Below are 544 nucleotides of genomic sequence, written 5' to 3'. Positions count from 1 at the left end.
CATCTAAAAATTTTTCTCGAATATTTTCAATCATTTCAGTTAAGAAAGGAAAATCTTCTTGCATGGTTTTACTTCCTTGGTAACGATAATTTTTTCGATCACTTGTGATTTCATTGATACAATCAGGATCTAGAATTCCTTCGTACATTTCATCTTTTGTGATGAATTTATTTTGATAAGCTAAACAATAAATATAAAGCGGTGGTTTATTAAATTTTATATTTTCTTCTAAACCATTGTATTGACGCCATCTGTAGATATTCCATACTTTTTGGACATCATCTTTTTCTAGATTGATAAGGTTTATTTTGTTCAGAAAAACATCAAAAAAGCGTTCGTTTTGCCAACCATTTCCAAATTCTTCGTTGTAATAATAATTGTTTTTATCTCTTTTACTTTGATAATTAATAACGTCTTTTGGTAAGGCAGAAAACAATTGAATTGTTGCATCAATAACGAAATTATTTGCATCTTCAAACGGGAATTTTTCTTGAAGAATAAACAAAATTGATTTTAAAGGATTGTTCCAATAATAATCAGTTTT

General features: G+C 27.2%; 1 protein-coding gene. It reads right to left on the bottom strand.

What is annotated here, in order from left to right; all coding sequences use genetic code 11:
• On the bottom strand, positions 1–544 hold a 544-nt coding region (locus QWI17_RS10580), incomplete at both ends, for a DUF5724 domain-containing protein (RefSeq protein WP_302722473.1).

The sequence above is a fragment of the Gilvimarinus gilvus genome, assembly GCF_030518155.1.
Classification (GTDB): domain Bacteria; phylum Pseudomonadota; class Gammaproteobacteria; order Pseudomonadales; family Cellvibrionaceae; genus Gilvimarinus; species Gilvimarinus gilvus.
The sequence above is the reverse complement of the archived record's forward strand: the minus strand, read 5'-3'. Positions and strand labels throughout refer to the sequence as shown.